This window comes from Streptococcus sp. CL6.22 (genome assembly GCF_049738055.1).
GTDB classification, from domain to species: Bacteria; Bacillota; Bacilli; order Lactobacillales; family Streptococcaceae; genus Streptococcus; species Streptococcus mitis_DJ.
The window spans coordinates 111727-137018 of record NZ_JBKOTV010000002.1; the positions used below are offsets into that span (position 1 = coordinate 111727).

A 25292-nucleotide genomic window follows, 5' to 3' on the forward strand; every position below is an offset into this window, starting at 1 on the left:
CTATTATAGCAGATTTCTAGCAGGTGTCAAGAAAAAAACTTGACAGACTATAAAATTTTTAAACCTTTTAGAAATTTGTTATATTTTTAAAGAAAAATCAGAAAGAGAATGTCATGAATCCTTTTTTAGAAACATTTTATAAAGACCACCAAGTCAAACCCTTCATATCGCCTGAACGAGATTTGAATACTTGGCTCCTAAATCCTAAGCCCGTTCCCAAACGAAATATGGACTTATGAGCAGATGATTTGCTTGCAGGTGATATCATTCTACTATGGAGAATCCAGTTTGGTACTTTTACCACCGAAACCTAGTTCCCAAAATACTTCGAGTACACTTATGGTATTGATACCTCTAATCAAGCGATTTTATGGTTGGCTTCCTCTTAAACTGTCTTGTCACTAATATTTGAAATCCACTTCCTTTTAAGGTACAATGGTAGAAATGAATTTTTGAGAGGAATAGAATGAAAAAACTAGCAACCCTTCTTTTACTATCCACTATAGCCCTAGCTGGATGTAGCAGCATCCAACGTAGTTTGCGTGGTGATGACTATGTAGATTCTAGCTTGGCCGCTGAGGAAAGCTCCAAAGCAGCTGCCCAATCTGCCAAGGAGTTAAATGATGCTTTGACAAACGAAAACGCCAATTTCCCACAACTATCTAAAGAAGTTGCTGAAGACGAGGCTGAAGTGATTCTCCACACAAGCAAAGGTGATATTCGTATTAAGCTCTTCCCTAAACTCGCTCCTTTAGCGGTTGAAAACTTCCTCACTCACGCCAAAGAAGGCTACTATAACGGCATTACCTTCCACCGTGTCATCGATGGCTTCATGGTTCAAACTGGAGATCCAAAAGGGGACGGTACAGGTGGGCAGTCCATCTGGCATGACAAGGATAAGACTAAAGACAAGGGAACTGGTTTCAAAAACGAGATTACTCCTTATCTCTATAACATCCGTGGTGCTCTTTCTATGGCTAATACTGGTCAACCAAACACCAATGGCAGCCAGTTCTTCATCAACCAAAACTCTACAGATACCTCTGCTAAACTCCCTACAAGCAAGTATCCAAAGAAAATCATCGAAGCCTATAAAGAAGGGGGAAACCCTAGTCTAGATGGCAAACACCCAGTCTTTGGTCAAGTGATTGACGGTATGGATGTTGTAGATAAAATTGCTAAAGTCGAAAAAGATGAGAAAGACAAACCAACTACTGCTATTACTATTGATAGCATCGAAGTGGTGAAAGACTACGATTTTAAATCTTAAAAACCAAAAAATACAGTATCCACATTCGGTACTGTATTTCTTTTACTCTCATTCTTAAGTTAAATTATTAAAATCCCATATTTGGTCCATCCAGCCTTCATAGAAGTCTGGTTCGTGACAGACCATAAGGATAGACCCTTTGTATTCTTTAAGAGCACGTTTGAGTTCATCCTTGGCATCCACATCCAGGTGGTTGGTTGGCTCGTCCAGCACTAAAACGTTGTTTTCACGATTCATCAAGAGACAGAAACGAACCTTGGCTTGTTCCCCACCTGACAAGACCTGAATTTGACTTTCAATATGCTTTGTTGTCAAACCACAACGGGCAAGGGCTGCGCGGACTTCTGCTTGGTTGAGAGCTGGAAAGGCATTCCAGACAGCCTCTAGTGGTGTTTGACGATTGCCACCTTCTACTTCCTGCTCAAAATAACCAAGTTCTAGGTAGTCACCGCGTTCCACTTCCCCAGCGATTGGCGGAATAATGCCTAAGAGAGACTTCAAGAGAGTTGTTTTCCCGATACCATTTGCCCCGATAATAGCAACCTTTTGATTGCGCTCAAAGGTTAGGTTTAAGGGCTTGGTCAGAGGACGGTCGTAACCAATTTGCAAATCCTTGGCTTGAAAGATAAAGCGCCCTGGTGTACGAGCTGGTTTGAAATCAAAGGATGGCTTTGGTTTCTCACTTTGCAGTTCGATAATATCCATCTTATCCAATTTCTTCTGACGGGACATGGCCATGTTTCGTGTTGCAACACGCGCTTTGTTTCGGGCAACAAAGTCCTTAAGGTCTGCAATTTCTTTCTGCTGACGTTCGTAGGCTGCCTCTAGCTGAGATTTTTTCATAGCATAGACTTCTTGGAACTGGTAGTAGTCACCAGAATAACGCGTCAGCTGTTGATTTTCCACATGGTAAACAATATTGATAACGTCATTTAGGAATGGAATATCGTGTGAAATAAGGACAAAGGCATTCTCATAGTTTTGGAGATAGCGCTTGAGCCAATCAATATGCTCAGCATCCAAGTAGTTGGTCGGCTCGTCCAACAGCAAGATATCAGGCTTTTCAAGGAGGAGTTTAGCCAAAAGTACCTTGGTTCTTTGCCCACCTGACAAAGAGGTTACATCTGTATCCATGCCAAAGTCCATAACACCAAGGGCACGCGCTACTTCGTCAATCTTAGCATCCAAGGTATAGAAATCACGACTCTCCAAACGGTCTTGAAGTTCTCCCACTTCTTCCATGAGAGCATCAACATCCGCTCCGTCTTCAGCCATTTCCATATAAAGGTCATTGATACGAGCTTCCGCTTTGAAAAGCTCATCAAAAGCTGTACGGAGAACATCACGTACCGACTGTCCTTCAGCAAGGACAGAGTGCTGATCCAAGTAACCAGCAGTCACATATTTGGACCATTCAACCTTCCCTTCATCTGACAGCATTTTACCAGTCACGATACTCATAAAGGTTGATTTCCCTTCACCATTGGCACCGACCAGACCGATATGTTCTCCCTTGAGGAGACGGAAGGACACATCTTCAAAAATTGCACGGTCACCAAAACCATGACTCAGATTTTTAACTTCTAAAATACTCATATTAATTCCTTATCTTGTTTTTATGTAATCGTTTATAAAGTAGCCAAGCCAGATAGCCACCCAAAGTATTGGTCCACAAATCATCAATCTCAAAGACGCGATTAAAATCAAAGACAAAGTCCAAGACTAACTGCGTACACTCAATTCCAAGACTCACTAGAAAGCTAAAAAGTAGCACCTTTTTTGTTTTCCGCAAGTTTGGAAGGAGATAAAGGAGTTGGAAAACAAGAGGAAAAAGCAAGAAGACATTGAGGATATTTTGTAAAAAAATCCAAAATAATTGTCCTACATCACTCACTTCGCCCAGTTTCCAGAGAGAATTGAAAGGAGTCAAAAGAAAAACCAGGCGTCCAAGATGCTGAATACCTGGAGTTTCCACTCCCACGGGAGAATGTTCTTGAGGAGTAAAGCAAAAATAGACGATACAAATGCTATAGAAAATGACTCCCCAAACCAAAATATGATTATAAGTTTTCTTCATCATTAAGGATTGACTGCTGCGACTGCTTTCTGGCGGTCACGTTTCATTGTGTTAGAGCGCAATTGTCCACAAGCTGCATCAATATCTGTACCATGCTCTTGACGAACAACACAGTTGACCCCTTTTTTCTTAAGCGTATCATAGAAGGCCAGGACGCGCTCTTTAGGACTACGGCTATATTGGTCATGCTCACTAACTGGGTTATAAGGAATCAAGTTGACATAAGACAATTTCTTGATGTTCTTGAGCAATTCAGCCAATTCTAAGGCTTGTTCTACACCGTCATTTACTTCATTGAGCATGATATACTCAAAGGTTACACGACGATTGGTTGTTTCGATATAGTACTCAATAGCAGCAAAGAGTTTTTCAATCGGAAAGGCACGGTTAATCTTCATGATGCTTGAACGCAACTCATTGTTAGGTGCGTGAAGGGAAACGGCAAGATTGACCTGAACTCCTTCATTAGCAAAATCACGAATTTTATGGGCCAAACCTGAGGTTGAAACCGTAATGTGACGAGCACCGATAGCCATTCCCTTGTCATCATTGATGGTACGGACGAAATTCAAGACATTGTTGTAGTTATCAAAGGGCTCACCGATACCCATGACAACGATATGGCTGACGCGTTCGTCCTGACCACGCTCATCAAAGTATTTCTGAACCAGCATGATTTGTGCTACGATTTCACCGTTATTGAGGTCACGTTGTTTCTTAATCAAACCAGAAGCACAGAAGGTACAACCGATATTACAGCCGACCTGAGTGGTCACACAGACTGACAAACCATAGTGTTGACGCATGAGTACTGTCTCAATCAACATACCATCAGGCAATTCAAAAAGATATTTAACGGTACCATCAGCAGACTCTTGAACGATACGCTGTTTCAAGGGATTGACCACAAATTGGTCATTGAGCTTAGCAATCAAATCCTTGGAAAGGTTGGTCATCTCTTCAAATGACTGGACACGTTTACGGTAAAGCCATTCCCAGATTTGGTCTGCACGGAATTTCTTTTCTCCCTGCTCCAAAACCCACTCCTGCATGGTTTGACGTGTTAAACTATAAATTGACGGTTTCATTTCTTCTCCTTATTCTCTACTCACTTCTGACGAATGACAAAATGACGTTGCCCCTTGTCCACTTTCTGAGAATGCTGGTCTTTCTGACGACGTCTATTTTTCTTATCTGCATTCGGTTTTCGTTTTGTTTGAGCCGGTTTCTTTCCTTTTTTAGAAGGTGTTTCTTCTTCCTTCTTACGCATTTTCTTGTCAAACGATGCTCGCTTAGGGGCTTCATTTTCTAAGACAAAATAAGCACAACCATAACTACAATACTCTAAAAGGTAGTCTTGTAAACGACTGATTTTTTCAAGTTTTTCTTCTGTTCGGTCATCCTTGTAAAAACCTCGTAGGCGAAGCTGTTCGTTGCTCCAATCTCCCACGATATAATCAAACTTGGTTAAGACTTCTGAAAAACGCTGATTAAAAGCCGTCACATCAAAGGCATCCTTGATATTTTCCACCAAGGAAAAAGCTATCCCTTCCGTTTCGACCTTGTCCCCATGTAAATGAAACTCAGGACCAGGAAACTTGTTATAGTTGTATAATTCAGGTGCAATTTCTTTTCGCATAGATATCCTTTTTTCACGATTACTTAATACTTTATTCTACCATAATTTCTAGCAGTTAGCACGTTTCTCATAAAAATGAAAAAAGTCTGACGATTTTGTCAGACCAAAATAATATAACCTTAAAAAGAGAAGAACAATTCTTCCCTCCAACTATCATTATTTAGCAGCTGTGTACAATTCATCTACTTTGTTCCAGTTGATCACTGAGAAGAAAGCTTTGATGTAGTCAGGACGCACGTTGCGGTATTTCACGTAGTAAGCATGTTCCCAAACGTCCAAGCCCAAGATTGGTTTTTTGCCTTCTGAGATTGGTGTGTCTTGGTTTGCTGTTGAAGTCACTTCAAGTTTCCCTTCTTTGTTGACAACCAACCATGCCCAGCCAGAACCAAAACGAGTTGTTGCTGCTGCAGTGAAGGCTGCTTGGAATTCTTCAAATGAACCAAATGTTGCATCGATTGCTACTGCAAGTTCTGCTGATGGAGCTGTTTTTTCAGGAGTCATCAATTCCCAGAAAAGAGCGTGGTTCAAGTGTCCACCACCGTTGTTGATAAGTGCTTGACGGATATCAGCTGGGATAGATTCTACATCAGCAAGCAAGGCTTCAAGATCTTCACCGATTTCAGGGTGTTTTTCAAGAGCTGCATTAGCATTGTTGACATAAGTTTGATGGTGTTTGTCATGGTGCAAGTGCATTGTTTCCGCATCGATGTATGGTTCCAAAGCGTCGTATGCATATGGAAGATCTGGTAAGATAATAGCCATCTGTAATACCTCTTTTTCTTTCTATATGAAAATGATAACGCAAACATTCACTTTTTTCAAGTTTTTTGCTTATAGATGAAGAAATCACTGAAATACTTTCTAATAATACTCTTCGAAAATCTCTTCAAACCGCGTCAACTTCGCCTTGCCGTAGATATGTTACTGACTTCGTCAGTCTTATCTACAACCTCAAAACAGTGTTTTGAGCTGACTTCGTCAGTTTCATCCGCAACCGCAAAAACATGTTTTGAGCTGACTTCGTCAGTCTTATTTACAACCTCAAAGCAGTGCTTTGAGCAACCTGCGGCTAGCCTCCTAGTTTGCTCTTTGATTTTCATTGAGTATAAAATAAGTAAATCACTAAGAAACCCACGACAAGATAATCCTGACGCGGGTTGTAGTTTCAAAAAAATATCAGTTTACCTGACTAGCAATCTGTAAGAGTGCCTTTTCAAAAAGGAAACTCTTTTCATAAAGACCTGTCTTAATCTGATAGTCTGTCTCAATCAAATAAGAAATAGCTTGCTTCAAAAAGCTCAAGGAAAGTCCTCGAGCATCCCTCAGCGCAAACTTGATTTGATAGGGATTTGGATTGCGTCCGAGAAAACTTCCTAGACTACTTGCAATCTGCGATTCTGTTTGCCCAGACTCCGACAAAATCTTCACCTGAGTAAAAGTCCGAAATTGTCCTAGCATGACTGCAATCAACTTGATTTCATCTTCTCCTTGCAAGGTCAAGTCTCTAACCAAATCGCGCGCCTGGTCCATCTTTTTAGTCAGAATAAACTGAGTTAAATCAAAAATATTGTCCTGCAAGGTCTTGGGAATTGCGTTAACAATATCCTCTTCCTCGATAACAGAGTCTTCCTTATAGGACTGTAAAAAGAGGAGATTTTTCTGGATTTCACTAAATTGGAAACCAGACTTGACGAGAAGATTTTCAAAAGAATGATTGGCAAACTGCAGACCTTGTTTCTGGCTCCACTTTTGGAAATACTGGCGCAATTCTTGTTCTTTTGCTTCTACTGCATCAAAGACCTTGGCATCACGCTTAAGTAATTTTACCAGCCGTCTTTTACTATCCAGCTTTCCTTCTGCAAAGATTAACAACTTGGTTGTTGGTGAAGGGTTATCAAGGTATTCTTCGAACGACTTGAGCTCATCATCTGTCAAAAAGCGCTTTTTAGCAGTCGTGATATCGACAAAATGATCCAATATCACGATTTTCTCATCCGCAAAGAAAGGAAGGCTGACCAACTCCAGTTCCACATCCTTGTAGACCACTTCTTTCATATCAAAGTAGGCAAAGTTGAGGTCAGCAGAATCATAACCAATCTGTTTCAACACTTGACTCTTCATCACTTCAAACTGACCCTGGTCTGTCCCTGTAAATAGGCTCAGACTAGGTAAATTTGATAAAGTCAATTTCTGACTTTCTTCAATGGCTAGCATCTTCTCTCCTTTCTTCTGATTTTTAATGAATTTAATCAATATAGCGTAATTTCCCACGGAAATCTTCTAGGCTCTCGTACCCTTTTTCCGACATGATTTCTTTTAGTTCATTGGTAATGCGGTCAAAAGCACCAACTCCTTCTTTGTGAAGGGTGGTTCCCACCTGCACCATACTTGCTCCACAGAGGATATGTTCAAAGGCATCTCGACCAGTCAGAACGCCACCTGTTCCGATAATTTGGATTTGAGGATTTAAGCGTTGGTAGAAAGCATGAACATTAGCTAGAGCAGTTGGTTTAATATACTCCCCACCAATGCCCCCAAAACCATTTTTAGGACGGATAACAACAGACTCATCTTCTATATAAAGGCCGTTTCCGATTGAGTTGACGCAGTTGACAAACTTAAGAGGATACTTATTGAAAATAGCTGCCGCTTGGTCAAAGTGAACAATGTCAAAATATGGTGGCAATTTAATTCCAAGAGGCTTTGTGAAGTAGGCAAATACCTCTGCCAAAATCCGGTCTGTTGTCTCAAAATCATAGGCAATCTGAGGTTTTCCTGGAACATTTGGACAGGAGAGGTTTAGCTCAGTCAGACCACGAAAATCACTCTCTTGGACTTTTTTCAAGATAGTATGGGTTTCCTCTGGAGACATGCCGACTAGAGATAGGAAGAAAGTTCGGTTTGGCTCTTTTTCTTGCAAATCCAAAAGATAATCCAAATAATAGTCTAAGCCATTATTTGGCAAGCCCATAGAGTTGATAGAACCAAGTGGAACATCTTGATAGCGTGGCTCAGGATTCCCCTGACGAAAGTCCAAGGTTGCTGTCTTAGTCACAAAAGTTCCTGCCGCTGAGTTTTTAACGCCCTCTAACTCTGCTATCGTCATACAAGCCACACCTGCTGCATTCATCAAACAATTGTCAAACTCAAAACCAGCAATTTGCGTTTTCGTTGATACCATGATTCTGATCCTCCAGATTCCTTTTATTGCTAATATTATACCACATTTTCAGATTTTCTCTTTAAGAAAGGCATTTATAAGAAAAACGTTCGTTTTTTATCTATTTCCAAAAAGCCTCAAAACTAAATGTCAAAACTAAATTGATAGAATTTTTAGAAAATTTCTGTTTTTTTCTTTACAGTAAAAAAAAATTCTGCTATAATGACTCACATAATTAAATTAGAATTTAAGGAGAACGATATGACATCTGCTAAAGAATATATCCAAAGCGTGTTTGAAACTGTAAAAGCTCGTAACGGGCACGAGGCTGAGTTCCTCCAAGCTGTTGAAGAATTTTTCAACACTTTGGAACCTGTATTTGAAAAACACCCTGAGTATATCGAAGAAAATATCTTGGCACGTATTACTGAACCAGAGCGCGTGATTTCTTTCCGTGTTCCTTGGATTGACCGTGATGGAAAAGTTCAAGTAAACCGTGGTTACCGTGTTCAATTCAACTCAGCTGTTGGACCATACAAAGGCGGACTTCGTTTCCACCCAACTGTAAACCAAGGGATCTTGAAATTCCTCGGATTTGAACAAATCTTCAAAAATGTCTTGACTGGACTTCCTATCGGTGGAGGTAAAGGTGGATCAGACTTCGATCCTAAAGGTAAAACAGATGCTGAAGTGATGCGCTTCTGCCAAAGCTTCATGACTGAATTGCAAAAATACATCGGCCCATCACTTGACGTACCTGCTGGTGATATCGGTGTTGGTGGACGTGAAATTGGTTACCTTTACGGTCAATACAAACGCCTTAACCAATTTGATGCTGGTGTCTTGACTGGTAAACCTCTTGGATTTGGTGGTAGCTTGATTCGTCCAGAAGCAACTGGTTACGGTTTGGTTTACTATACTGAAGAAATGCTTAAAGCTAACGGTAACAGCTTTGCTGGTAAGAAAGTTGTTATTTCAGGTTCTGGTAACGTTGCTCAATACGCTCTTCAAAAAGCGACTGAACTTGGTGCAACTGTTATCTCTGTATCTGACTCAAATGGTTATGTCATCGATGAAAATGGTATCGACTTCGATCTTTTGGTTGACGTTAAAGAAAAACGTCGCGCTCGTTTGACTGAGTATGCAGCTGAGAAAGCAACTGCTACTTATCATGAAGGTTCTGTATGGACTTACGCTGGAAACTATGACATCGCTCTTCCATGTGCGACTCAAAACGAAATCAACGGTGAAGCAGCTAAACGTTTGGTTGCTCAAGGCGTTATCTGTGTATCTGAAGGTGCCAACATGCCAAGCGACCTTGATGCCATCAAAGTCTACAAAGAAAATGGTATCTTCTACGGACCTGCCAAAGCTGCCAACGCTGGTGGTGTAGCCGTTTCAGCTCTTGAAATGAGCCAAAATAGCCTTCGCCTCTCATGGACTCGTGAAGAAGTTGATGGACGTCTCAAAGACATCATGACAAACATCTTCAATACAGCTAAAACAACTTCAGAAACATACGGTCTTGATAAAGACTACCTTGCAGGAGCTAACATTGCTGCCTTTGAAAATGTAGCAAACGCTATGATTGCACAAGGTATTGTTTAAGATTCATTTGCTTAATCCTCAATCGCTACGATTGGGGATTTTTATGTTGAATCCAAAAAAACTCACCATTAACAGTGAGTTTTAACATCAGAATTTATTTTACTTTCATTAGGGCAGATGACAAACATTCAACAATCTCATCAACTGCTTCATCTATGTTTATAGTTTCTTCATCATTCAACATCATGGGAATAAGATAAGAAAAACTCAATGCTAAAATGTATCGAACAATTCTTTCATTTGACCAATTTAGAATAAGTCCTTTTTCTTTAAATTGATTTAAAACAGGGCTAATTGGTTCTATTATAGATTGAACAATAATATTTCCTAACTGGATAGAAAGATTTTTATCAATAAAAGAACGCCCCAAGAGAATTTTAACATGCATTTGATTCTCCTGAATGAAAAAGAGCCTATCTCGAACAATACTTTTTAAAAAGAAGGGAAAATTTTCTTGATCTACTGTGAATTTTTTTTCTGAGAAATCCGCAATTACTTCTGGAATAACCTGTTCTAGAAAAGTAGATAAAATGACTTCTAAAATACCTTCCTTTGTTTTAAAGTAACTAAAAACAGTTCCTTCTGACACTCCAGCGCGTTCGGCAATAAGGCTGGACGTTGTATTCTCAAATCCAATTTCTGAGAATAATTTTAAGCTTGATAATAATACTCGACGTTGTTTCAAGCTCAAGTTGCTAACTTCTAACGTCTGAGCATACTTTTGTTCTAAACTTTCCATCGCTAGCACCTCTCTTCTACTCTCTTACTTTTACGACTTTTTTGCCTCGACTGTGTCCCATTTTCAGACTACGATAGGCTTCTCTAACTGACTTTAGAGAAAAGTCATACACTTGATCAATTTTCAGCTGAATCTTCCCGTCTGAGACCATTTCAGCTAAAGTGCTAAAATCATCATATGTGGAATGTCTCGGACCAGTAAACTGAGCACCTTTTATCATAACATAGGGTGAAGGTACTAATGTCCCAATAGCTGTCCCCTTCAAGCCTAAACTAAAAGCCAATCTAACATAATCAGATCCATAACAATCCAAAAATTTTGTAATAGGCGTTGGACTAGCTGATAGAAGAGCCTTCTTGATATTCTCTTCGTAACTTACTGGTATAGCACCTAAAGACTTCAGATACTCTGCATTTTTCTTACTTGCTATTCCAATCACTGTCGCCCCCTTAGCAACTGCATACTGTACTGCAATACTTCCAATACCTCCTGCTGCAGCTGAAATAACAACAGTATCTCTTGAATTTAAACCGATTCTTCTAAAAGCCCCACCCACAGTTAGAGCAGCTACTCCCATAGTAGCTGCGTGAGTCATGTCGATCATCTCTGGTTTCAATACAATTTCTGATTCATTGACACAAATTTCTGTTGCTAAAGCTCCCCTATTAGTTCCCAAACCAGGATCGCTAATCATTGTTCCAAACACCTTATCTCCTACTGAAAACCTAGTTACTTCATTTCCAACTTCTGTAATATCTCCAGAAAAATCTCTCCCCACACCTCTTGGAAATAAAGATGATTTAGATTCAAACCAACGACTTGGTTTCCTTAATTTCGTTATAAAAGATAGAAATCGAAGGGGTTTCGCTCCCTCAAAAGTTTTATAATCAATAGGATTTAAACCAACAGCATGAACTTCTACTCTCACCTGATTTACCTCCAAGGCTGTAGAGTCTATCTTCAGCAAATCCAAGACCTCTTCGTTACCGAAACGACTGTACTCTATTGCTTCAACAACCATTTTCTTTACTCCTTAATTTCACAAAAATTGAGTGAACACTCATTTTTATAAATTATACTCTTAATTTGTAAGAAAATCAATATTATCGTTTGATAACGATTTATGACATGATACAAATATCTATCATTTCGATTTACCAATATGATTCTTTCAATCTAACTCTCCTCACTTTTAAAGATTCCTTTCCCTTTTTTGCCCCATGTAATAAAAAAATAAAAACCGCTACTCCTAAGAATAGCGGTTTAATCATGTTTTTAAGCTACTAATGTAGTTACTCTATTATTTAAGAGTAACAACTTGCTAATCTTATTTCCGCCCAGTATTAGTGGGTTAATTCCTCCATTTTCAACTTTGGCAGGAATTTGGTAGGTAAATTGATAATCCAAGATTATCTAAACTGTTTGTAATCTCTTCTGAAATTGTTGAATCACCTGAATAATACCAGTGACTATATGTATTCAACGTGGTTGACTTATCAGCGTGTCCTAATCGATATGAAACATATAAAGTATCCTTATGTAACACATTTATAAGGTAAGATGCATGACTATGTCTTAATCCTTTCCCCGTAATTTCTGGTACACCAGTAATCTTAGCGTGCCTTTTTATTATCCTAGAAATTGTAGACTTACACAAGGGGGTACCAAAACGTGATATTACATAATCTTTATCATCATTCTTGATTTGAACTTCCCGCCATTTTTTAAGTATTGTAATCGTAAAATCATCTAAATCAATTTTACGATCCCCTGCTACTGTCTTTGTTTGCTGTTTAGCATACCATACACCGTTTTTATCTTTTTCAATCGTTGAATGAACATGAACCCATTTACGTTCAAAATTAATATCTTCCCATTTAAGAGCAATACCCTCACTAACTCTTAAACCAGTCATAAAATATAACCAGATCGTCATATAATTATGGAAGCCCTCATACTCACTAATATCAAAAGAGTTTATTACTTTCTTAAATTCATCAAAAGTCCAAAATTTTGTATCAGGGTGCTTTCCTCTAGGATTATCTAATCCTTTAAAAGGAACTCTATCAATATAACCCAATCTTTCTGCATAGCCCAGACATGCTTTAAATCTAGACCACATATTTTTAGCATAGTTACTAGAATACTTGTCTATAATAGCTAAGCGAAATCTTTCACAGTCAATAGTACTAATATCTGATAATTTTTTACTACCAAATTGCTTAATAAATAACTGATGGTGTGGTAAAGCGGTCTGATAAGTTACAAATTGAACTTTTTGTTGATAATATTTTAAATAAATCTCTTCCATAAACTCTCTAAAAGTTAGAAAACTATTATTAATAGTAGAGTTCATAAATTCATGTTTTAAACGAAGTATCTCTTCATATGCTTCCTTAAAAGAATTAAACGGTAGTCCCTGTTGATTTTTCCTTCCTTTCTTTTGAATTCTTTTCCCAGTTATTGGATCAACTCCTAATTCAATTTGAAAATAAATTTTTCCTTTTGAATCTTTGTATACACCTTTATATTTCTTTGTCTTTGATATAACCATTTTTCTCACCTTCTATATCTGAAAAAGAAATACCAATTAAATTTTCTACAATATTTTTAGGAGCAATGCCTAACCTTTTATTATCGAAAGGTGAACATCCTAATTGTACCGCATTCTTATCATTTTTTCTAGCTTCTTCAAACTTTTTTACAGCAATCTTTTTTGCTTGTCTAATAATATTTCTCGATGTGTGCTCTGGAAAACCAATCGCAACTAAATCTTTATAGTTTACTGTTTCCATGATTTTACTACTTCCTTTCTTAGATTTTTTACCTCCATGGCATGACTGATGAAGTCATCATAAGAATTTCACTTGCTGCTCTTTTACGGTGGCAGCCTGAACGGTCAGAAGTATCATTGTATATCATTTGTATCATGGCATATAAAGTATCGCTCTATTTTATTGATGGTTTTAAAATCGCTCTTATCATGGCGAGCCATGCAAATCTGCTCCACAAATGAGGAAAGTACCATTTTGGACTATTCAATTGTCAAAGAACAAATAAAAAAATCTCTTCATTTTCACACTCTATGAAATTGAGGAGATTATTTTCTAAAGCGAATTTTATCAGGAAAATCTGTCAATCCCAATAGATAGTCTGTACTGACATCGTAAAAGCTTGAGAGAGTTACCAATACATCTGCTGTTAACGTATGCTCACCTCGTTCAATTTTAGCATAAGCTGAGTTTGTAAACGAAAGTATTTTAGCTATTTGTTTTTGGGTCAAATCGTGATCTTCCCTCAAATCTCTTAAACGTCTGTACATCTAGCTTTCTCCTGAGAAAAGTATAATATATAAAACTAAGAAATCATTCAAAGTGTCCAAATTGGACATTTGGAACTAAAATTAATTTATTAAACACTTCTCATAAGCATATCTATTAACCGTCTGAGAGCAAAGATTTTATCAACTATTTAAAATTACTGATATTCAAAAATTAGTCTTATTGTAAAATAAAGTGAAACACAAAAGACATGTTTATCTGTTATATTATAGTCTCAAAAATATTACAAAATTATAGAAAAATGTTCACAAATCAATCATACAAGCACTTCTCAGAAGCTGAACAATACTAAATTTTAGTTTTATTTAAACAAAGGAAAAAAACAGCTTAGACTGCTCGTCGTTAGGATAGAAACCGTTCTATTTTTACTTGTAAAACTAATCAAGATTCTGTAACACAGGTGAAACAAATCAATTGATAGAAGATATACTGATAACAGTATTATGCAAATCCAATCTAGAATTTGCATTATCATTCTATAGAAGTTAGCTATTACTTATAAACTAAATAAGATTTAGCCTGACTTTCTGACAGAATTCACATAAGCGATGAAAGAAAAACCAAGGGGAGATAGTTTGAAAACTTTCGTTCACACTTATAAATTCCAACATTTTGATTCAGTTGTTTCTTTAACCAAGATGTTTTATAACTATATGCATCAAGAAAAGTTTATTGAATTACCCAGTGTTGTACAACTTTTTAATAAATCTACTAAGACTATATCTCCTAAAAACAACTAGGAGATAAAAATTTATGATGGAGCAGAAGAAATTAATAATTGGATACGTTTCTGATATTGTGAACTAGATTCTGTTATTGCTTAAAATACGGTCAGTGAACCTTCTATTCTGATCTCAGGAGAGTGACAAACTTGCTATGCTATCTCAAGTAAACTCTTAGATAAGAAGGTAGAATATGTCAATCAAGATGTGTCATAACGCAAGAAACGGTATGTAATCAAATCATTACTACTGATAATGAAATCGAGTTTTCTTTACTCGATTAAATAAGAGGTATTAAAAATTTATTTTGCCCGTACCTATTCATCCTATGGTCATACATTCGATGAGAACTTCATCACTCCTTTACGTGACTTCATTTCAAAAGCAAATTCACTCAAAGAATTGAAATAAGATTTTATAGAGGATAGTACAAAAATATTTAACGAAAGCCTAGAAAAATTAATGGGTATAAGTACTCGAAAAAGCTGCTTGAGTTGACTCAAACAGCTTGAAAGGATTAAAGGCTCTATAATATATGTAGTGGGTAAATCCCCTATGAATATTATGGAGTCTATTTTGTTATAGAAAAAAGTCCCATATGACCTATAATAAAAAGCGACAAAACAACTCATTAGAAAGATTCATATGGAACAATTACATTTTATCACAAAATTACTAGACATTAAAGACCCTAATATACAAATTATTGATGTCATTAATAGGGATACCCACAAAGAAATCATCACTAAACTAGACTAAGATGCCCCATCTTGCCCTTGTTGTGGAAGTCTAATGAAGAAATATGACTTTCAAAAAACGGCGAAAATTCCTTACCTTGAGACAACTGGTATGCCTACTAGAATTCTCCTTAAAAAACGGCGTTTTAAGTGCTATCAGTGCTCAAAAACGGCTGTCGCTGAAACTTCCCTCGTCAAGAAAAATCACCAAATCCCTCGTATCATCAATCAAAAGATTGCTCAAAAGTTGATTGGAAAGACTTCTATGACCGACATTGCTCATCAACTTTCCATCTCAACCTCAACTGTTATTCGCAAGCTCAATGACTTCCGTTTTAAGCATGATTTTTCTCGTCTACCAAAGATTATGTCCTGGGACGAGTACGCCTTTACCAAGGGAAAGATGAGTTTCATTGCACAAGATTTTGATAATCTCAACATCATCACTGTTCTTGAAGGCAGGACACAAGCTGTCATCCGAAATCACTTTCTTCGCTACGATAGAGCATTTCGATGTAAGGTGAAAATCATTACTATGGATATGTTTAATCCTTATTATGTCTTGGCTAAACAGCTTCGCTTTCTAATTTCTAGGCTCAGGCTAAAACAGTCCACTGGACTGTTTTACTCTAACATCTAAGCCGTGCTATGAGTCGTGTGCGTACCCAAATCATGAATCAATTGGATCGAAAATCCCATGAATACAAGGCTATCAAGCGCTACCGGAAGATCATTCAACAAGATAGTCGGAAACTCAGCGATAAATGTTCTTATCGTTCTACTTTTCGTATGCACTTAACCAATAAAAAATCCTAGACAAGCTTTTGAGCTGTTCAGAAGACTTAAAACACCACTATCAGCTGTATCAGCTCTTGCTTTTTCACTTTCAAAATAAGGAACCAGAGAAATTCTTTAAACTCATTGAGGACAATCTAAAGCAGGTTCATCCTCTATTTCAGACTGTCTTTAAAAAATTTCTGAAAGATAAAGAGAAGATTGTCAATGACCTTCTACTACCCTATTCTAACACCAAATTGGAAACGACCAATAATCTTATCGAACTTATCAAGCGAAATGACTTTGGTTTTCGAAACTTTGAAAACTTCAAAAAACGAATTTTTATCGCTCTGAACATCAAAAAAGAAAGGACGAAATTTGTCCTTTCTAGGTCTTAGCTTTTCTTCAACCCACTACAGTTGACAAAGAGACTTATGAGATAGATTCCTCTTTTGACTCATTTTAGTTGAACTGTAGGACTTACTTTTTCAGAAAGCTCCAAATTTTATTTTCATTTACTTTTTTGAGCCCATAAAATATTTACCATACTTATAAAAAGTAGTAATACTCCAACTAAACTGACTTGTAATGAATTATATGTATTTTCTGAAGTGTTAGGTAAATAATTTTGAGAGTACTCTTCTCGGGCAATAGTAATAATATTACGTGTGTTTATTTGTTTAATTTCAATAGTAGTTTGAATTCTCTTTTCCAACTCAATTAAATTAACATTATCTATGAAACTATCCCAACTTTGTTCATTTTTATATTCTGATTGTAGCATATTCAAATCATATTTCAATACGTTTGGTATATTTAACACTTTTATACCATTTTTTACTGGTAATGTTTCTTCCAGAATTTTTTTTACAAACATATAATTATATGGTTGAGCTTTTAATTTGTATTTATCAATAATCATTGCAATCGCACCAGAAACTTTAGGAGCAGCAAATGAGTTTCCATAAAGATACGTATATCCTCCTAGTGTTGCCGAAAAAATCCAATCTTCTTTATATTTTTCTGCATTAATAAAGTTATTAAGTCCTAATTCTGAAAGAGACAATGTTGAGCCTGCAGGTGCATATATTGCATCAGAATCCCCTCTATTGCTAAAATCTGATAAATTACCTAAGCGATCTATGCCTCCGACCGAAATTGTAGATGAGAAATAACTTGGAACATCAACTACTAATCCAGGTTTTCTTACTTTTTTGCGTGAACTAATAAGTTTCAATAAATCTGACTGATTTGATACATTTAGCGAGTCATTCCCTAATGCAGCTACTATAATTACTCCTTTTTGATTCGCGTAATCAATAGCCTTTTTATACTTCAAAAATGTTTCAAAATCATTCGTTCCATCCTCATATTCTCCATCAATCATTAAATATTGTCCAGTACTAAGATTGATAATATCATTGCCATCATCTACAGCATCAAAAATTGCTTTTACAATCCAATCTGGACTAGCTGACGACTTACCAAATATTCTATAGACGTTAATATTAACGTGAGGATTTACTCCATTAATATTGTCATCCCCTACAATTTGAGCTACAACAGCCGTACCATGACCTAATCTATCTTGAATATCTGATATTATTCCTTCCTCTCCCTCCTCTTTTCCTAAATATCCTTTATTGGGGACATAGTTTTTTGAGTGATTTGAAAGATTTTTCAGTAATCCAGTATTTTGTAAATCGACTCCTGAATCTAAAATAGCAATTGAAACTTTAGAATTACTTTTAGAATATAATTTATAACTTTCGCCTCCACCAGTAACTTTATCTATATCCCATTCATATTTTCTTACAATCGACGATTCTAAGTTATCTTTGTCATGCTCTATATTTCCTCCTCTATTATCTAGATGAGAAACATTTTCCTTAATTTTATTATATAAATTATCTTCGCCTAGTAAATTATTACTTTCAGAGTTAACAATATCGTTATTTATTTGTGGTTCAAGTTCCAATTTACAACAGTTTTTTTCTAAATGTTTATCTGTTGTTACAAATAATTCTGTCTTATCGATTTGAATACGAAATTTATTTTGGTCTACTTCTTCTTGATTTTTATTAGAATAGTCAACCTGTTTTTCATCAGATTCAGAAAAACTTTCGCTAGTCTGAGTGTGAGTTATATTGCCATCAAGATTTTTAGGTATTTCTTGAGCAGTAACAGAATTATTGAACAAACAAAAGAATAATATCGCTAAAGTCCAATATTTTTTTTTCATAATCTTCATAAATTTACCCTTTTAATCAAAAACTAATTATTTGAATACAATTGCTTATAAATGCCTCCTAGTTCAAGAAGTTCTCTATGGGTCCCAATCTCTACAATTTCACCATTATGCATTACTAAGATCTTATCTGCAGACTTGATAGTATCTAGTCGATGGGCAATTAAAATCTTAGTGGTACCGATTTCACTTAAGTAAGAAGTTGTAATTTGTTGAGATAAATTATCTAAACTACTTGTTGCTTCGTCCAAAACAACTACCGAAGGTTTCGACAAAAGACAACGAGCTAAAAGTATCATTTGCTGCTGCCCTCCAGAAAAGTTATTACCTTCTTCAGCGATGATTGTCTCTAATCCAAGAGGTAAAGACTTAACTACATTGCTAAGACCAATTGAATTTAGATTTGTCATTAATTCTTCATCTGAAACAAAGTGTCCAAATGTCAAATTCTCTCTTAAGGTACCATAACTTAGGGTTGAATTTTGTAACACTGCTCCAAAAATCTTTCTATACGATGTTTGACCAATTTCTTCTTTTTCTACTCCATCAACTTCTATTGAACCAATATTAGGTTCTAATAAACCTAATAAAATTTTAACTAATGTACTCTTACCTGAACCTGATTCTCCAACAATAGCAACAGTTTCTCCTTTTTTAATAGTAACATTTATTCCTTTCAAAACATAATCATCAAATAATCCATATTTATACCAAATATCTTTTAATTCTATTTTTTTATCAAATTTTATATCTTGACTGACTCTTTCTGGAATTAATTCGGATTTAGTATTAAACACATCCTCTATTCTTAAAAAATATCCCTTTAATAACATTAATTGTATATAGTTATCACTTAAAGAAATTATAGGAGAAATAAAGTATGGTGAGACTGTACTTATTGCTACAATTTGTCCTAACGTCAATTGTTCGAATGTTTTTATATTTACACCTACAATAAGGGTCAAAACAGGGAGAATAATTTGTAAAACATTCGTTATACTACTAACAATTGATAAATGTATATCAAGTTTTCGACCTATGATGAGCTGTTTTGTATTAAAATTATCCCATTTGTTAATCCAAAATTCCTCTTCTCCAGTTAGCTTAATATCACTATTTTTAGAAATTACTTCGGAAGTAATATTTTGAACATTAACCTTTTCTTTTATATTTTTATCAATTAAATTTTTTGAGATTTTTATGATTGGATACATTACAATAGATAGAGCTAGACTTAGTGATATTAAAAAGATCACCATGTACTTAGAAAAGCTAAATAAAACCACAGCATAAACCACAATCATTAACAAATCAAGTATAGCTGCTATAAAATTATTTGATAGTATTTCTCTTATATAAACAATAGAGTTAGCTCTAAAAAGTATATCCCCTAAAGTACGTTTTTCATAAAAACTGTAAGGTAAATATATCAAATGTTTCATAAAATCATAGCTAATCTCTTTATCCATTATATATTTTAAGGATGCAACATATATCTGTCTTAATAAATACATTAGTGAGAATGAAACAGTAAATATAAATAATATAGTAAATAACATTCTAGACGAATACGAATCGTCCTTGAAATTCGTGTCAATTATGTATCTATTAGCTATAGGTACTAATGATTGTATTACATACAATAATGCTGTTACAAAAAATAAAATCCCTAGCTTATTCCTATACTTAAAAAAATACTTTAAAACAGGCGACTTCTTATTATCTTTACGAGACATAAAGCTATCTAACTTTTTAAATGTTAAAATGATATTTGAATAATGCCTTTCAAATTCACTTATTGACATTCTCTGCCTGCCTTTTGCAGGATCTAAAATATAAAACTTGTTTTTACTAATTTTTTCAAGAATAATAAAATGAGAACTCTCCCAGAAGCAAATGAGTGGGAAACTGAGCGGTTTTAAATCTCTTACCGAAGCTTTAAAAGCATGAGAACTTATATTAAAATCTCCTAAAACTTTACTTATAGATAGGAGAGAATATCCAGATCTGGATGATGGGTAGATTTCACGTAGTTCATTTAAAGAAATCTCATATTTAAAATAGTTCAATATCATGGCACAGCATGCTAATCCACATTCTGAATTTTCCATTTGATATATCATTGGAATTTTCACAATACTTCCTCCTTGTTCAAAATAAAGTCGATAATTTCTTCTTGTCTAAAATCTACTAATTTCTTTAGATACTTAATCTTTTCTAAATATTTATTATTTTTCGAGTAAATATAGTTTGACAAGGTAAAAACAACTTCTTCTAAAGATAAGTTCTGTGGAATAATCCAATCAGAAGATTTATGTAGTAATTTATAGTACTCATGGATAATATTTTCCTGAATATTTGAATCAAAAACTTCATGATTAGCAATTGTAAATGCTGACCCTTCACCTTTCACTTCAAAGTAAAGGTTTATCAAACATTTTTCAAATTTTGAAAAAAAAGATTTTTCTTTAGAGGTTAATTTTGCAAAATCGTCGATTGTTATATAAGGATTATTATAGAGACTGTTCGCAAAGAATCTCTGATATGTTTTTGAATCTTTTGAATACAAAACTATCTCTCTAATAGCATTGCCATCTGTTCCATCAATTGGTAAACATACCGTGACTATAAAAAGAATTATATTCAAAATAAAAAATTCTGATGTGTACGGCACAAATCCCAAAAGTGCTAATATTGCGACAATTAGGTTAGCTCCACCTCCCCCAAAGAAGTAGAACACCAAATTCCTATCACTATTTTTTTCATTAGTAATGTTTCTATTACTCATTTGACAATAACCGAATGCTAATAACACTGGAAATTTGAAATACATTTTTTTTCTAAAATAGAAGAAAAAGGGAGTAGCAAGCATCTCTAGTTTATAAGATAAACATCTTCCCACTAAAAAATGACCTAGTTCATGTAATGTAATTGATATTAACGTAATTAAAATCAATCGAAAAAAATAGATTAATGAATCATTTGGAAAAAATATCAATAATAGGAATAATAACGGCGCCAAACATAAATATATGACAGAGTTATTTAATATTTTTAACATAATACCATTCCTCTAAACTATTAGCTTCAAAAAGGCATTTTTTCTCCCAATATATCTTCTCAAAATGTTCGGAATCATAATTTTCTAAAATTAATTTTAATGTCTGGTAAGCTCTTTCTTGATAATCCGTTGTTTTGTACTTAATTTTCCCTTCAAGTACATCTTCAATTTTATAAGTTGCCTCCATCAACTGAGCCTCTGCAATATCTTTGAGTGAATTGGTAATTGAAACTTGGTGTAAGATCTGTCCTCCCATATATGAAAATATATCTCTAAGATATTCTGACACATTATCAGAGCCGTTACTCTCAGAAACATCTAATGTTACAACAAACTTTCCAGCTAATCGAAAAAGATGACTCCACCCCCCAATCCTTTCAATAAAGTTTTTAGTGTCCACAGATACGTTTTGTAAATATACAGGAGAAGAGATAATTATAATATCAGAGTCTAATAACTCTTTTTTTATAATGCCTCCATCATCAGCATCACTTTGCCTATCAATTCCTTTCTGAAACAACTCTTCTGAATCAGAATTAGATATTTCTAGCTCTGAATTGAAAGGTGTCCTGAAAGATATATCAACATTATTTCTACTAGAAATGATACTTGAAAGTCTCTTAGTATACTCTAAAGTCTTAGAGTTACGATTTCGCACTCCTGCATATATAAATATTTTATTCATTTTAATTCATCCTCTCAATTTGAATTTAGTAGATTTTTCAAGATAGTATGGTTCAAAAACAGACTTTTGTTGGCTCACATTATTACATATGTTTTGTATTAAACTAGTCAATCTTGGTATTTTTATATTACTTAATAAGTGAACACCTCAATTTTAGAAACAAAACTATAAATTAAGCTAGATTTCAAGTAATGAGGGGATAACTATCTTTTTATCATTCTGATTCAGTGCGATATACCTTAAAAAAGTATAAGCAATACCAGTGACACCTGTATACAAAGAAAAATCTGGAAAATTGCTTGTTTGGACGATACGATACTCTCCTTCTTTTGATTTATTCATTATAACACTACACAATAAAGACTCCAATTCCATACTAGTGTCCATTTCTTTCATGAAGTCGATGTAAAAATTTATTATGGCCATACTTCCATGGCAAAATGTATCATTATCTAAACTAGCTACAATTTCCTCTGGAACACTTTGGGGATAATTAACTAATGTCCCAAATTCTCCACTACACCACTTCAAAGAATGAATTTGGACTTTCTCCCTAGGAACTAGTTGTAAAATTAATTCTTTATATTTTTTAAGTCTTGTCTCTTTATAAATATTTTTCAATGTAAAAATTACACCTGATAGTCCATGACCAAAACTATATCCAAAATTACTATTATCTCTCTCGCTTACATCATTATATAGCGTATCACCTAAACTTAATACTAGCCTTAGAACACGTTCCCTCTCTATTCCTCTCCTATAATATCTTATCAGTGTATTAATTAAAGGTAGAAGACCATTAATATAGTCAGACTTGTTTGAAACACTTGCAAAATTAGTCTTTTCAAGCTCAGTTAAAACACTCTTTATATAATTTAAGCATGCGAGAGTATTTGTATCGTAATCCTCTATAATGGATAGAACAATGAAATATCCTAGATCACCAGTTAAACCAAATGTGGTCTTAGATAAAGAAACAGATGGCGGAATTGCAGATAACATTTTATTGTACAGTTGAGTATATGATGATTTATCTTTCAATAATTTTACATAGTACATAAACAGTAGTATTCCAGCTCTCCCCCTATACATATCATTACCCGTTTGTTCAAGACACCATTTTGAATCTTTAAAATTAACAGGTATACTCCAAATTGGATATTCGTCATAAATATTATTAATAACCAAAGAGTCTGCAATATTCTCTACTTCATTATGCAGAATTGTAAGTAAACTTTCATTTTGGAGTTTTTTTCTATTAGATATGTTTAATTTGTATCCTTTTTTTCGCTGATTAAAGCTTGGAAAATAAATTTCAATGATATCAAGTTGCTTTTCTAAATCTTCCAAATTATTGTTAGGTAAATATTTCATAAAATAGTCATATCCAGAAAATTGATGTAGGGAAATAAAATGATTTCCAAAATCATCGTAGATTTCGTTGAAATGTGTATCTGTATAAAAAATCGGAATATCTAATAACCTCATTTGTTCACATTCACTTGCTACAATACCTTGATTAGAAAACTTATTGCTCCAGAGATTTTCCAATGCTTTTTCTCTATCTAACATTTCTTCATAAAAATCAGGATGATATAAAAAAGATAGTACTGAAGCATAGCTATTTGTATCTCTAAAAAGTACCCTTGTCTTTAAACCATACAAGTTTGCTTTTAATAGCATTTTAAATTCTTCTGTTTTATTTAACTCTTCAAATATCAGATAAAAATCCCTAAAACCTCTTTTGAAATCTTTTATATACTTATCAAAATCTATATCACCATCCCGAATAGGGAGGTTTTTCCCACCTTCAAAATCAATTTTCCCAATATCAAACTTTACCTTATCAGTATTTAAATTAATTAAAACTTGACCATTAAAAGCATCCTTCTTAAAACTTCCTGTAAGAGCACTCATCTCAACATCAAGACCATCCTCCCTTTTCACTCCCTCTGTTGGAAGAAGCAAAGTTCGAGTCACCCTGTGAAACAGAATATCCAGCAAACTCTGAGCAGTTTTATCATCAAATAGAGGTTGCTGTAACATTGTTTCAAAGTCTATTACTACAGGCATATCTCCATAGGAAATCAAATTTTCAAAATGTATATCACTCCCATTAAATAAATATATAAATGCTAAAAGCACACCGAAATTATAATAATATTCAGGTAATTTTTTCTTTTGCTCTAGAGGTAGATAATCAATAAATTCTTCATAGCTGTGATCCGAATAAGCAATAGTTCGAGGTATTCTTATCCTAATTTTTTCATCAACCTTTCGGATATACTCAGCAATAGTATTTAGTGAGTTATTGATTATTAAATTTTTAGGCTTGTAAACAATTTTCGCGTCATCAAAGAAGAGTATCAAAACCGTTTTTCCTTCGCTGTGTGTATCACCCTTTCCAAATTTTATATCATTTAATTTCCCCCTTAGCCCAAATTCTTCTTCTAATACACTAAAATCATTTTCTAAATTTGATAAAATTTCTATAAAATAAGTATAGAACCGAAGACAAGACTCCGATATTTGCCTCAATAAAACGGGATATTTGTTATAAAAATTTAATAGATGCTCTTCCTTGTCAAGCAATGTTATAAAATATTTGTACCGTTGCTGCTCCGATTCCCCTTCAAGCAAACCTTTTTCACGCAATGAATTTATCTCTAAAACCAAAGGTTTAACAATCCAAGGATAGATTAAATCTTCTAAATAAAATACTAGAGAGGAAAGAATATTTCCATTCTTGTCAACCCACTCGTATTCTTTATTATCTAGATAATTATTGATTAATTTAAGCAAATTAATAATAAAGGGTTCCAAAATTCTAGAAAAATCTTTCTTAAAATTAATTCTTTGGGGATGTTTTCTAAATATTTCAAATGAACCCTCCGCAAATTTATACCATTCCGAATTTTCAGCATATTCTGAATATAGTCTTATCTGTTCCTCAGTATAATCATAGTTCACAGTGTTAGAAAATATTTTTTTATTGTAATTATTTAATTTCAACATTTCTTCAAAAGTTTTTTCAGAAATAATTGACATTGTAGAACGCCAATTATTTAATGAAAAGTTATTTAAGGAATTATCATTTCGTTCAGATAATATTTGATATCTTTCCTTAATAAACAATGTTTTATGCACATTTTTAATTTTATATTTCATTTACTTACCTCCAACCTATACGACTTACTATTGTTTTTTAATAAAAAACCTCTCTCAAAA

General features: G+C 34.6%; 19 protein-coding genes and 2 pseudogenes. 4 read left to right on the forward strand and 17 right to left on the reverse strand.

Annotated elements, in window-relative coordinates; all coding sequences use genetic code 11:
- The first annotated feature begins 113 nt into the window (after positions 1–113).
- Positions 114–314: pseudogene (locus tag ACLNCW_RS01580) on the forward strand (hypothetical protein).
- Between the two features lie 152 nt (positions 315–466).
- On the forward strand, positions 467–1270 hold the full coding sequence (locus ACLNCW_RS01585; protein WP_424845249.1) for a peptidylprolyl isomerase: 804 nt from the start codon (positions 467–469) through the stop codon (positions 1268–1270).
- Positions 1271–1324: 54 nt separating this feature from the next.
- Here the strand turns inward: ACLNCW_RS01585 and ACLNCW_RS01590 are convergent, their stop codons facing one another.
- The 7 genes from ACLNCW_RS01590 to ACLNCW_RS01620 form a co-directional block, all read right to left on the reverse strand.
- Positions 1325–2866, reverse strand: coding sequence for an ABC-F family ATP-binding cassette domain-containing protein (locus tag ACLNCW_RS01590; protein ID WP_424845250.1), 1542 nt, complete (start codon positions 2864–2866; stop codon positions 1325–1327).
- Position 2867: 1 nt separating this feature from the next.
- Positions 2868–3350, reverse strand: coding sequence for a VanZ family protein (locus ACLNCW_RS01595; RefSeq protein WP_424845251.1), 483 nt, complete (start codon positions 3348–3350; stop codon positions 2868–2870).
- Entirely contained in the window at positions 3350–4435 is a 1086-nt protein-coding gene (rlmN, locus tag ACLNCW_RS01600) for a 23S rRNA (adenine(2503)-C(2))-methyltransferase RlmN (protein WP_000804760.1), read from the reverse strand. Before rlmN ends, ACLNCW_RS01595 begins: the two co-directional genes overlap by 1 nt.
- 20 nt (positions 4436–4455) lie before the next feature.
- Positions 4456–4986, reverse strand: coding sequence for a YutD family protein (locus ACLNCW_RS01605; RefSeq protein ID WP_261085059.1), 531 nt, complete (start codon positions 4984–4986; stop codon positions 4456–4458).
- A 156-nt stretch (positions 4987–5142) separates the two neighbouring features.
- Positions 5143–5748 carry a superoxide dismutase SodA gene (gene sodA / locus ACLNCW_RS01610; RefSeq protein WP_173876013.1) on the reverse strand — a complete coding sequence of 202 codons (606 nt, stop codon included), beginning with the start codon at positions 5746–5748 and terminating at the stop codon, positions 5143–5145.
- Positions 5749–6162: 414 nt separating this feature from the next.
- A complete protein-coding gene (holA, locus tag ACLNCW_RS01615) occupies positions 6163–7200 on the reverse strand; it encodes a DNA polymerase III subunit delta (protein ID WP_125455143.1) in 1038 nt (345 codons plus the stop codon).
- A 31-nt stretch (positions 7201–7231) separates the two neighbouring features.
- Positions 7232–8167 carry a dihydroorotate oxidase gene (locus ACLNCW_RS01620; RefSeq protein ID WP_125455144.1) on the reverse strand — a complete coding sequence of 312 codons (936 nt, stop codon included), beginning with the start codon at positions 8165–8167 and terminating at the stop codon, positions 7232–7234.
- A 240-nt stretch (positions 8168–8407) separates the two neighbouring features.
- On the opposite strand from ACLNCW_RS01620, the gene gdhA reads away from it, so the two are divergent.
- Positions 8408–9754, forward strand: a complete 1347-nt coding sequence (gene gdhA, locus ACLNCW_RS01625) for an NADP-specific glutamate dehydrogenase (protein ID WP_424845252.1) — start codon at positions 8408–8410, stop codon at positions 9752–9754.
- A 94-nt stretch (positions 9755–9848) separates the two neighbouring features.
- Here the strand turns inward: gdhA and ACLNCW_RS01630 are convergent, their stop codons facing one another.
- From ACLNCW_RS01630 to ACLNCW_RS01650, 5 genes are all read right to left on the reverse strand, one after another.
- The gene (locus ACLNCW_RS01630) at positions 9849–10493 is read right to left on the reverse strand and encodes a TetR/AcrR family transcriptional regulator (RefSeq protein ID WP_020903209.1); all 645 of its coding nucleotides are present in this window, start codon (positions 10491–10493) and stop codon (positions 9849–9851) included.
- Between the two features lie 16 nt (positions 10494–10509).
- Positions 10510–11514: an NADP-dependent oxidoreductase gene (locus ACLNCW_RS01635; protein WP_020903208.1), complete on the reverse strand. Its 1005-nt coding sequence runs from the start codon at positions 11512–11514 to the stop codon at positions 10510–10512.
- Between the two features lie 345 nt (positions 11515–11859).
- Positions 11860–13047, reverse strand: coding sequence for a tyrosine-type recombinase/integrase (locus ACLNCW_RS01640; protein WP_424845253.1), 1188 nt, complete (start codon positions 13045–13047; stop codon positions 11860–11862).
- Positions 13019–13288, reverse strand: a complete 270-nt coding sequence (locus ACLNCW_RS01645) for a DUF3173 family protein (RefSeq protein ID WP_000450956.1) — start codon at positions 13286–13288, stop codon at positions 13019–13021. The genes ACLNCW_RS01640 and ACLNCW_RS01645 overlap by 29 nt, the downstream gene beginning before the upstream one ends.
- A 305-nt stretch (positions 13289–13593) precedes the next feature.
- Positions 13594–13815, reverse strand: a complete 222-nt coding sequence (locus ACLNCW_RS01650; RefSeq protein WP_424845254.1) for a helix-turn-helix domain-containing protein — start codon at positions 13813–13815, stop codon at positions 13594–13596.
- A gap of 1386 nt (positions 13816–15201) precedes the next feature.
- Between ACLNCW_RS01650 and ACLNCW_RS01655 the strand changes: the two are divergent.
- Positions 15202–16468, forward strand: a pseudogene (locus ACLNCW_RS01655) (transposase).
- Positions 16469–16581: 113 nt separating this feature from the next.
- On the opposite strand, the gene ACLNCW_RS01660 reads toward ACLNCW_RS01655, so the two are convergent.
- The 5 genes from ACLNCW_RS01660 to ACLNCW_RS01680 all read right to left on the reverse strand — a co-directional run bounded on the left by ACLNCW_RS01660 (position 16582) and on the right by ACLNCW_RS01680 (position 25232).
- Positions 16582–18321 carry a S8 family peptidase gene (locus ACLNCW_RS01660; protein WP_424845255.1) on the reverse strand — a complete coding sequence of 580 codons (1740 nt, stop codon included), beginning with the start codon at positions 18319–18321 and terminating at the stop codon, positions 16582–16584.
- A 23-nt stretch (positions 18322–18344) separates the two neighbouring features.
- Positions 18345–20453: a peptidase domain-containing ABC transporter gene (locus tag ACLNCW_RS01665; protein WP_424845256.1), complete on the reverse strand. Its 2109-nt coding sequence runs from the start codon at positions 20451–20453 to the stop codon at positions 18345–18347.
- Positions 20450–21379 (reverse strand): M50 family metallopeptidase, encoded by a 930-nt coding sequence (locus ACLNCW_RS01670; RefSeq protein WP_033607259.1) that lies wholly within the window; start codon positions 21377–21379, stop codon positions 20450–20452. Before ACLNCW_RS01670 ends, ACLNCW_RS01665 begins: the two co-directional genes overlap by 4 nt.
- Positions 21360–22064, reverse strand: a complete 705-nt coding sequence (locus ACLNCW_RS01675) for a flavodoxin family protein (protein ID WP_033607257.1) — start codon at positions 22062–22064, stop codon at positions 21360–21362. Before ACLNCW_RS01675 ends, ACLNCW_RS01670 begins: the two co-directional genes overlap by 20 nt.
- A gap of 177 nt (positions 22065–22241) precedes the next feature.
- A complete protein-coding gene (locus ACLNCW_RS01680) occupies positions 22242–25232 on the reverse strand; it encodes a type 2 lanthipeptide synthetase LanM family protein (protein WP_247933250.1) in 2991 nt (996 codons plus the stop codon).
- Positions 25233–25292 lie beyond the last annotated feature (60 nt).

What these genes read in the sequence shown, in the direction of transcription:
- ACLNCW_RS01585 (WP_424845249.1), top strand. Translation starts at nt 467, where the DNA reads ATGAAAAAACTAGCAACCCTTCTTTTACTATCCACTATAGCCCTAGCT.
- ACLNCW_RS01590 (WP_424845250.1), bottom strand. Translation starts at nt 2,866, where the DNA reads ATGAGTATTTTAGAAGTTAAAAATCTGAGTCATGGTTTTGGTGACCGT.
- ACLNCW_RS01595 (WP_424845251.1), bottom strand. Translation starts at nt 3,350, where the DNA reads ATGATGAAGAAAACTTATAATCATATTTTGGTTTGGGGAGTCATTTTC.
- rlmN (WP_000804760.1), bottom strand. Translation starts at nt 4,435, where the DNA reads ATGAAACCGTCAATTTATAGTTTAACACGTCAAACCATGCAGGAGTGG.
- ACLNCW_RS01605 (WP_261085059.1), bottom strand. Translation starts at nt 4,986, where the DNA reads ATGCGAAAAGAAATTGCACCTGAATTATACAACTATAACAAGTTTCCT.
- sodA (WP_173876013.1), bottom strand. Translation starts at nt 5,748, where the DNA reads ATGGCTATTATCTTACCAGATCTTCCATATGCATACGACGCTTTGGAA.
- holA (WP_125455143.1), bottom strand. Translation starts at nt 7,200, where the DNA reads ATGCTAGCCATTGAAGAAAGTCAGAAATTGACTTTATCAAATTTACCT.
- ACLNCW_RS01620 (WP_125455144.1), bottom strand. Translation starts at nt 8,167, where the DNA reads ATGGTATCAACGAAAACGCAAATTGCTGGTTTTGAGTTTGACAATTGT.
- gdhA (WP_424845252.1), top strand. Translation starts at nt 8,408, where the DNA reads ATGACATCTGCTAAAGAATATATCCAAAGCGTGTTTGAAACTGTAAAA.
- ACLNCW_RS01630 (WP_020903209.1), bottom strand. Translation starts at nt 10,493, where the DNA reads ATGGAAAGTTTAGAACAAAAGTATGCTCAGACGTTAGAAGTTAGCAAC.
- ACLNCW_RS01635 (WP_020903208.1), bottom strand. Translation starts at nt 11,514, where the DNA reads ATGGTTGTTGAAGCAATAGAGTACAGTCGTTTCGGTAACGAAGAGGTC.
- ACLNCW_RS01640 (WP_424845253.1), bottom strand. Translation starts at nt 13,047, where the DNA reads ATGGTTATATCAAAGACAAAGAAATATAAAGGTGTATACAAAGATTCA.
- ACLNCW_RS01645 (WP_000450956.1), bottom strand. Translation starts at nt 13,288, where the DNA reads ATGGAAACAGTAAACTATAAAGATTTAGTTGCGATTGGTTTTCCAGAG.
- ACLNCW_RS01650 (WP_424845254.1), bottom strand. Translation starts at nt 13,815, where the DNA reads ATGTACAGACGTTTAAGAGATTTGAGGGAAGATCACGATTTGACCCAA.
- ACLNCW_RS01660 (WP_424845255.1), bottom strand. Translation starts at nt 18,321, where the DNA reads ATGAAGATTATGAAAAAAAAATATTGGACTTTAGCGATATTATTCTTT.
- ACLNCW_RS01670 (WP_033607259.1), bottom strand. Translation starts at nt 21,379, where the DNA reads ATGTTAAAAATATTAAATAACTCTGTCATATATTTATGTTTGGCGCCG.
- ACLNCW_RS01675 (WP_033607257.1), bottom strand. Translation starts at nt 22,064, where the DNA reads ATGAATAAAATATTTATATATGCAGGAGTGCGAAATCGTAACTCTAAG.
- ACLNCW_RS01680 (WP_247933250.1), bottom strand. Translation starts at nt 25,232, where the DNA reads ATGAAATATAAAATTAAAAATGTGCATAAAACATTGTTTATTAAGGAA.